Origin of the sequence: Microbacterium sp. B19, from assembly GCF_000333395.1 — a bacterium.
GTDB lineage: Bacteria > Actinomycetota > Actinomycetes > Actinomycetales > Microbacteriaceae > Microbacterium.
In genome coordinates this window covers 1-7,654 of record NZ_BADA01000273.1, presented here as the reverse complement: position 1 = coordinate 7,654, position 7,654 = coordinate 1, and the positions used below count along the sequence as shown (strand labels likewise).

The following is a 7,654-nucleotide window of genomic DNA, read 5'->3' as shown; positions in this document are numbered from 1 at the left end:
CCCCGCCGGGCGGGCCNCGACCTCTGGGTCGAGCGGTTCACGCGGTTCGTCGCCACCAAGCAGGGGCTGTCCGCCGCGCTCCACTCCGGTGATCCCGCCTTCGACGAGCTTCCGACTCACCTTCGGGAGACGCTCGGTCCGGCGCTCACGACGCTGCTGGATGCCGCGGTCGCCAGCGGGGAGGTGCGATCGGGCGTCGATCCGCTCGACTTCCTCATGGCGATCGCCGACCTGAGTCACCGCGCGCCGTCCGCGGGCGGGGAGCCGAACGCGATGGTCCGGCTGCTGCTCGACGGGCTCCGCACCCGCCCGGCCGTTCCGCGCTGAGCCCTCGCGGACCGATCCCCATCGAGTGTCCAAGACACGCCGCATGGGGCCGACGTCATGCGGCGTGTCGTGGACACTCGGCCCCGCCGCGGGCGCCTAGCCCAGGTCGAGCGGCCAGGCCTGCGGGGTCCGGTCGTCGTGCCGGAGGAGACCGCCGATCCAGAGGTCGGCGCGGCCGAGGCTGTTGACGTGCGCCTGACGCAGCAGCCCCTCGTACCGGAAGCCGAGACGCCGGGCGATCCGGGCCGAGCCGAGGTTGCCGACCACGGCGCGCCACTCGACGCGCTCGATCGCGGGCCGGTCGTCGGCGAAGGCCCAGTCGATCACGGCGGTCGCCGCCTCGACGGCGATGTTCTGCCGTCGCGCGTCGCGGGCGATCCAGTAACCGATCTCGGGTGCTCCGGTGTCGAGCTTCGCCAGCCCGATCATTCCGGCCAGATGCCCGTCGCGGCGGATCGCCCACGTCGGCTGCGTGCCGTCCGCCCACCACTCGCCGGTCAGCGCGACGAAGCGCTCGGCATCGTCGAGGAGGTACGGCGACGGCACCGTCGTGTACCGCTGCAGATCGGCATCCTGGCACGCCGCGTGGATTGCCGCGACGTCGCCCGTGGAGGGTGCCGAGAGTTCCAGCCGGGGCGTCTGCAGGTGGTCGGGTTCCATCCGCCCACGCTACCGGCCGGGCACAACTCCGGCGATTCCTCGCCGGGCGGTCAACGGATGCCGTGGCGCCCGTGCCCCGCCGGAGTTGTGCCATTCCCGGACCCTCCTCCCCAGGCCAGGTATCTCGGCATCCCTCCCCAATTGCGCCGTTGCTGCTGATCGAGCGCCGGCGCAGGCATGCACGGTGAGGGACATGACAATCCCGGCGTTCCGCACCTACCGCCAGCTGCGCGAGGACGGATGGACGCGACACCGCCTGGCCAACGCGGTGGGCAGCGGCGCGCTGGTCCGACTCCGGCGCGGGAGGTACGTCGCCGCCTCTGTCGACTCAACCGTCCAGGATGCGGCCCGTCTCGGCGGGCGCGTGGATTGCGTGTCCCTGCTCTCGCTTCTCGGCGTCTTCGTCCTGAACGCTGGTCGACTCCACGTCCAGTTCGATCGCGAGGCGAGCAGGTTGCCGGAGCGACCTGCCGGTGTCGTCGCCCACTGGCGATCGAGCGTCTCCAGACGCGGGGACCTGCACGCAGATGTCCTCGAAGCGCTGGCGCAAGCCGTGATGTGCCAAGGGCCGCGCGCCGGGATCGCTTCGGTGGATAGCGCGCTGCACCTCGGGCTGATCACCGACGCCCAGGTCGATGAGCTCTTCGACACGCTGCCGCGACGTTATCGGCGGCTGCGAACTCTCGTAGACGGCTCGGCCGAGTCCGGGCCGGAGACGTACGTTCGCCTCATCCTTCGGGCTCTCGGTGCGCGCTACGAGACCCAGGTGCGGATCCGTGGGGTCGGTCGGGTCGACTTTCTCGTCGAGGGGTGGCTCATCGTCGAGTGCGACAGTCGCGCCCACCACTCGTCCTGGGAGGCCCAACTTCGTGATCGACGTCGGGATCGGGCGGCGGCGTCGTCCGGATACCTCACCCTGCGCTTGGTCGCCGAGGAGATCCTGTACAGCCCGGAACTGGTGCGCGTCGCGCTCGCCGGTGTCGTGAAGAACCGACGCCGAAGTCACTGAACACCAGCGCCGCCCATTGGGCGCACAACTCCTGCGTGATCGCTCCGAAAGCCGCCCCGCCGTGGCTGGGTGCACCGAGTGCCGGAGTTGTGCAGGTACCTGCGTGCCGCAGCCCTTCGGCCGGTGCGTCGCATCGCGCGACGCCGGCCGTCCCTTCGCGCACAACTCCGGCAACATCCCCGGAGTCGGGCTGTCGGAGCCCCGGGCGGTCGCATCTGCAGGAGTTGTGCCCGCACGCTACCGGCCGGGCGGCACCCCGCGCCGGGTCAGCCGCGGCGCAGGAGGCCGATGCGGTCGTAGACGTCGGCGAGGGTCTTCTCGGCGACGGATGCCGCCCGCTCCGCGTTCGACGCGAGGACGCGGTCGAGCTCGGCGGGGTCTGCGAGCAGCTCGAGCGCGCGCTCGCGCACCGGCTCGAACTCGGCGACGACGACCTCGGCGAGGCCCTTCTTGAAGTCGCCGTAGCCGCGACCCGCGTACTCGTCCTCGATCGAGGAGATCTCCCGGCCGGTGAGGGCGGAGTAGATCACGAGCAGGTTCGAGACGCCGGGCTTCTCCTCGCGGTCGAAGCGCACCGCGCCCTCGGAGTCGGTGACGGCGCGCATGATCTTCTTCGCGCTGACCTTGGGCTCGTCGAGCATCCACAGCACACCCGCGTCGGACTCGGCGGACTTCGACATCTTCGACGTGGGGTTCTGCAGGTCGTAGATGCGGGCCGTCTCGCGCTGGATCATGGGCTTCGGCATCGTGAACGTCTCACCGAAGTTCTTGTTGAAGCGCTCGGCGAGGTCGCGGGTGAGCTCGATGTGCTGCTTCTGGTCGTCGCCGACCGGGACGACGTCCGTCTGGTACAGCAGGATGTCGGCGGCCATCAGCACCGGGTAGGTGAAGAGGCCGACGTTCGTGGCATCCGCTCCGTACCGGGCCGACTTGTCCTTGAACTGCGTCATGCGCCCGGCCTCGCCGAAGCCGGTGAGCGTCGACAGCACCCACTGCAGCTCCGCGTGCGCGGGGACGTGCGACTGCACGTACAGGGTCGAGCGCGACGGCTCGATGCCCGCGGCGATGTACTGCGCCGCCGTGCGACGCGTCTTCTCGCGACGTTCGGCCGGGTCGCCGGGCTGCGTGAGCGCGTGGAGGTCGACGACCGAGAAGAACGCGTCGTACTCGTCCTGCAGCTCGCGCCACTGGAGGAGGGCCCCGATGTAGTTGCCGATCTGGAGGCTGTCGGCGGAGGGCTGCATTCCGGAGTAGAGGCGCTGCTGGGTCACCGTACGATCCTAGGCCGCTGCGGACATCGGCACGGCCCGGCGACCGGCCCCGCTCAGCGGCCCAGCGTGTAGTCGGCGATGACGGGGGAGTGGTCGCTCCAGCGGGTGTCGTATGACGGCGCGCGGTCGACGCGGTAGTCGGTGACGCGCTCGGCCAGGGCCGGGGTCACGACGTGGTAATCGATCCGCCACCCGGAGTCGTTGTCGAACGCCTTCCCGCGCATCGACCACCACGTGTACGGCCCCTCCACTTCGCCCGCGTGGCGACGTCCCACGTCGACCCACCCGAGTCCGGGGCCGGTCGAGCCGTCCGCGCCCTCGACGGACTCGCCCGCGGGACCGAAGAACCGGTCGAAGTAGGCGCGCTCGCGGGGGAGGAAGCCGGCGTTCTTGCGGTTGCCCCGCCAGTTCTTGATGTCGAGTTCACGGTGTCCGACGTTGAGGTCGCCCATGACGATGGCGAGCGGCTGCGCGGCCCCGAGTTCGGCGAGACGCGCCTCCATGGCATCAAGGAAGAGCCACTTGGCCTCCTGCTTCGGGGTGTCGACCTCGCCGCTGTGCACGTACGCGCTCACGACCGTCAGGGTCTCGCCGTCGATGTCGAAGTCGGTCTCGATCCAGCGGCCCGACGCGTCGAGCGGCTCGGGTCCGAGGTGGGTGCGAGTCTCGACGCCGGGCAGGCGGCTGACGATCGCGACGCCCGCGCGACCCTTCTGCAGCGCCTCGTCGTTGACGATCTGCCACCCGGGCAGCGCCTCGGCGAGCTGCTCGGCGGTCGCCCGCACCTCCTGCAGGGCGAGGATGTCGGCGCCCGAGGCGTCGAGCCACTCGGTCATGCCCTTGCGGACGGCGGCACGGATGCCATTGACGTTGACGGAGACGATGCGTACGGAGCGAGCCACCCCACGAGCGTAACCGGGGCCTCCGACATGGGGCCCGACCGCTCAGTCCAGAGGGAGCGTGGACCGTCGGGGCGCGGGCAGCTCCGCCTCGACCCGCTCGAGATGCGCGCGCGCCGCACGCAGCCGTCGCCGCGCGAGCCAGCGTCGGGGCCAGCGCGACAGGGCCGCGGTCTCCTCGGCCTCGCGCACGGCCACCTGCGCCGCGATCACGAGGGCCGCCTGCTCCATCGCACGTCGGTCCTCGAGCGAGCGGAGCGGCACGTCGCGGTCGTCGGCCGCGACGGCGATCCAGGCGGCGGCCACCAGGATCACGATCCCCACCAGCCGGAACCACAGCAGGAAACCGATGAGCACGGTGAAAGTGGCCAACAGCGGGTTCGCGGGGGAGTAGACGAAGAGGAAGCCGGCCCCGATCTGGAGCGCCACCATGCCCGCCGCGCCGGCGGTCGCGCCGGGCCAGATCCGTCGCCACGGCAGCGCGGTTCCGGTGAGGAAGCGGAAGAGCGACGCGAGGGCGAGCGTGTTGATGCCGAAGGCGACCACGAGCGAGATGGCCCGGGCGCCGAGCGTCCACCCGAGCGTCTCGCGCGTCCAGCCGATCCACCCGAAGACGAGGTCGATGGCACCGGTGGTGATCGAGCCGAGCAGCGCGCCGAGGAGGAGCGCCAGACCGAACAGCAGCGAGGCGACGAAGTCGCGCGCCTTCAGCAGCAGGTAGTTGCGCGCGTCGAACGGCAGCCCGAAGGTGTCCCGCACGGCGCGCCGCGTGAAGGTGACGAAGCCGATCGCGGTCCAGATCACCACGACACCGGCGACGCTTCCCGTGACGCCGAGGAGCTTGCCGCTCTCCTGCGCGACGGCCTCCACCTGCTCGCGCTTGATCAGACCGGTGTCGCTGATGATCCCGGGGATGTAGCCGTTGACGATCCGGATCAGACCGTCGATGGCCGCTCTGCTTCCGCCGAGCCAGATCCCGACGCCCGCGAACGCGAGGTACAGCGCGGAGAACAGCGTGAACAGGCCCTGATAGCTCATGCCCGCGGCGAGCAGGAACCCGTTGTGCCGCAGGAAGTGCCGCCACACCCGGATCGGGAACACCTGCGCGATCTTCGCGGCCCGCGCGATCGGCTGGTCCAAGCGCTCCCGCACCGCGGTCTCGAGCCGCTCGCGCAACGACGTCTCCTCGGGCGCCGCGCCGGGCAGCGGGCGGGAGTCGTGGCGGCTGTCGGTCACCATCCGAGCCTAATGAATGGATCCCACCCCCTCCCGGCATCCGTCACGGGCGGCCACCCGGTGGCATCCGGTCGGAAACGACGAACGGCGGGGCGCCGAAGCGCACCCGCCGTTCGAGGAGCGAGGCTCAGCGACCGCGGAGAACCGCCTGCTTGACCTCGGCGATGGCCTTCGTGACCTCGATGCCGCGGGGGCACGCCTCGGTGCAGTTGAAGGTCGTGCGGCAGCGCCACACGCCTTCCTTGTCGTTGAGGATGTCGAGGCGCACGTCGCCCGCGTCGTCGCGCGAGTCGAAAATGAAGCGGTGCGCGTTGACGATCGCGGCGGGGCCGAAGTACTGGCCGTCGGTCCAGAACACGGGGCAGGACGACGTGCACGCGGCGCAGAGGATGCACTTGGTGGTGTCGTCGAAGACCTCGCGGTCGACGATCGACTGGATGCGCTCCTTGCCGGGCTCCGGCTTGCTGTTGGCGATGAGGAAGGGCTGCACCTCGCGGTAGGAGGCGAAGAACGGCTCCATGTCGACGATGAGGTCCTTCTCGAGCGGCAGACCCTTGATCGCCTCGACGTAGATCGGCTGCGAGATGTCGAGGTCCTTGATCAGCGTCTTGCACGCCAGGCGGTTGCGGCCGTTGATGCGCATGGCATCCGATCCGCAGATGCCGTGCGCGCACGATCGGCGGAACGACAGCGAGCCGTCCTTCTCCCACTTGATCTTGTGCAGCGCGTCGAGCACGCGGTCCGTGGAGTAGAGCTCCACGTCGTAGTCGACCCAGCGCGGTTCGTCGTCGACCTCGGGGTCGAAGCGGCGGATGTTGAACGTGACCAGGAACGACTGGATGCCGGTGTCCTCGGGGGACTGCTCGATGTCGGCGGGGGCGTCAGTCGTGGTGTCGAGCGCGGTCGCGGCCATCAGTACTTCCTCTCCAGGGGCGGGTAGCGCAACTCGCCGGCGTCGTTCTTCGTGAACACCACCGGCTTCCATCCGAGTTCGATGTGGTCGGCGGGGTGCGACGAGTGCGGGTCGCCGGTCAGGTACGCCATGGTGTGCTGCATGTAGTTCTCGTCGTCGCGCGTCGGGAAGTCGTCGCGCATGTGACCGCCGCGGCTCTCCTCGCGGTTCTGCGCGGAGTAGACGACGACCTCGGCGAGGTCGAGCAGGAACCCGAGCTCGACGGCCTCCAGCAGGTCGGTGTTGTACCGCTTGCCCTTGTCGTCGACGTGCACGTTCTTGTAGCGCTCGCGCAGGTCGGCGATGATGTCGAGCACCTCGGCCAGCGAGTCGTGGGTGCGGAACACCTGGGCGCCCTTGTCCATCTCGTCCTGGAGCGTCTTGCGGAGGACCGCGATGCGCTCGGTGCCCGAGTTGGCGCGCAGGCCCTCGATCATCTCGCGGACCTCCTTCGCGGGGTCCTCGGGGAGGGCCACGAAGTCGGCCGTCTGGACGTACTCGACGGCGTTGCGGCCGGCGCGCTTGCCGAAGACGTTGATGTCGAGGAGGGAGTTGGTGCCGAGACGGTTGGAGCCGTGCACCGAGACGCACGCGCACTCGCCGGCGGCGTACAGGCCGGGGACGACGGTGTCGTTGTCGGAGAGCACCTCGGCCTTGATGTTGGTCGGGATGCCGCCCATCGCGTAGTGCGCCGTCGGCATGACCGGGACGGGCTCGACGACCGGGTCGACACCCAGGTAGGTGCGGGCGAACTCGGTGATGTCGGGGAGCTTCGTCTCGAGGACCTCGGCACCCAGGTGCGTGCAGTCCAGGAGCACGTAGTCGCGGTGCGGGCCGGCGCCGCGGCCCTCCGCGACCTCCTGCACCATGCAGCGGGCGACGATGTCGCGCGGCGCGAGGTCCTTGATCGTCGGGGCGTAGCGCTCCATGAAGCGCTCACCGCTGGCGTTGCGGAGGATCGCGCCCTCACCGCGGGCGCCTTCCGTGAGCAGGATGCCGAGACCCGCGAGGCCGGTGGGGTGGAACTGGAAGAACTCCATGTCCTCGAGCGGGAGGCCCTTGCGCCACACGATCCCCACGCCGTCACCGGTGAGGGTGTGGGCGTTGGACGTGGTCTTGAAGATCTTGCCGAAACCACCCGTGGCGAAGACGACGGCCTTGGACTGGAAGACGTGCAGGTCTCCGGTCGCGAGCTCGTACGCCACCACGCCCGCGACCTGGGTCTTGCCCGCGTCGTCCTTCACGGTGATGAGGTCGAGCACGTAGAACTCGTGAAGAAGTTGATGCCGAGCTGACGCAG

General features: G+C 69.9%; 6 protein-coding genes and 2 pseudogenes. 2 read left to right on the top strand and 6 right to left on the bottom strand.

Going from position 1 to position 7,654, the window contains the following annotated elements:
* A pseudogene (locus I5G_RS27275) lies at positions 1-327 on the top strand (TetR family transcriptional regulator); the annotation flags it as partial.
* 96 nt (positions 328-423) lie between these two features.
* Here I5G_RS27275 and I5G_RS10050 read toward each other — a convergent pair.
* On the bottom strand, positions 424-987 hold the full coding sequence (locus I5G_RS10050) for a GNAT family N-acetyltransferase (RefSeq protein ID WP_022878942.1): 564 nt from the start codon (positions 985-987) through the stop codon (positions 424-426).
* A 193-nt stretch (positions 988-1,180) separates the two neighbouring features.
* Here I5G_RS10050 and I5G_RS10045 point away from each other — a divergent pair, with 193 nt between their 5' ends.
* Positions 1,181-1,996 carry a DUF559 domain-containing protein gene (locus tag I5G_RS10045; RefSeq protein WP_026095826.1) on the top strand — a complete coding sequence of 272 codons (816 nt, stop codon included), beginning with the start codon at positions 1,181-1,183 and terminating at the stop codon, positions 1,994-1,996.
* 266 nt (positions 1,997-2,262) lie between these two features.
* Here the strand turns inward: I5G_RS10045 and trpS are convergent, their stop codons facing one another.
* The 5 genes and pseudogenes from trpS to I5G_RS21755 all read right to left on the bottom strand — a co-directional run.
* Positions 2,263-3,267 carry a tryptophan--tRNA ligase gene (trpS, locus tag I5G_RS10040; protein WP_022878940.1) on the bottom strand — a complete coding sequence of 335 codons (1,005 nt, stop codon included), beginning with the start codon at positions 3,265-3,267 and terminating at the stop codon, positions 2,263-2,265.
* A 53-nt stretch (positions 3,268-3,320) separates the two neighbouring features.
* Positions 3,321-4,169, bottom strand: a complete 849-nt coding sequence (locus I5G_RS10035; RefSeq protein WP_022878939.1) for an exodeoxyribonuclease III — start codon at positions 4,167-4,169, stop codon at positions 3,321-3,323.
* A gap of 42 nt (positions 4,170-4,211) precedes the next feature.
* Complete coding sequence (locus I5G_RS10030) at positions 4,212-5,405, bottom strand: YihY/virulence factor BrkB family protein (protein ID WP_022878938.1); 1,194 nt, start codon at positions 5,403-5,405, stop codon at positions 4,212-4,214.
* A 124-nt stretch (positions 5,406-5,529) separates the two neighbouring features.
* A complete protein-coding gene (locus tag I5G_RS10025) occupies positions 5,530-6,315 on the bottom strand; it encodes a succinate dehydrogenase iron-sulfur subunit (protein ID WP_022878937.1) in 786 nt (261 codons plus the stop codon).
* Positions 6,315-7,654, bottom strand: a pseudogene (locus I5G_RS21755) (FAD-binding protein); the annotation flags it as partial. The pseudogene I5G_RS21755 and the gene I5G_RS10025, both read right to left, overlap by 1 nt.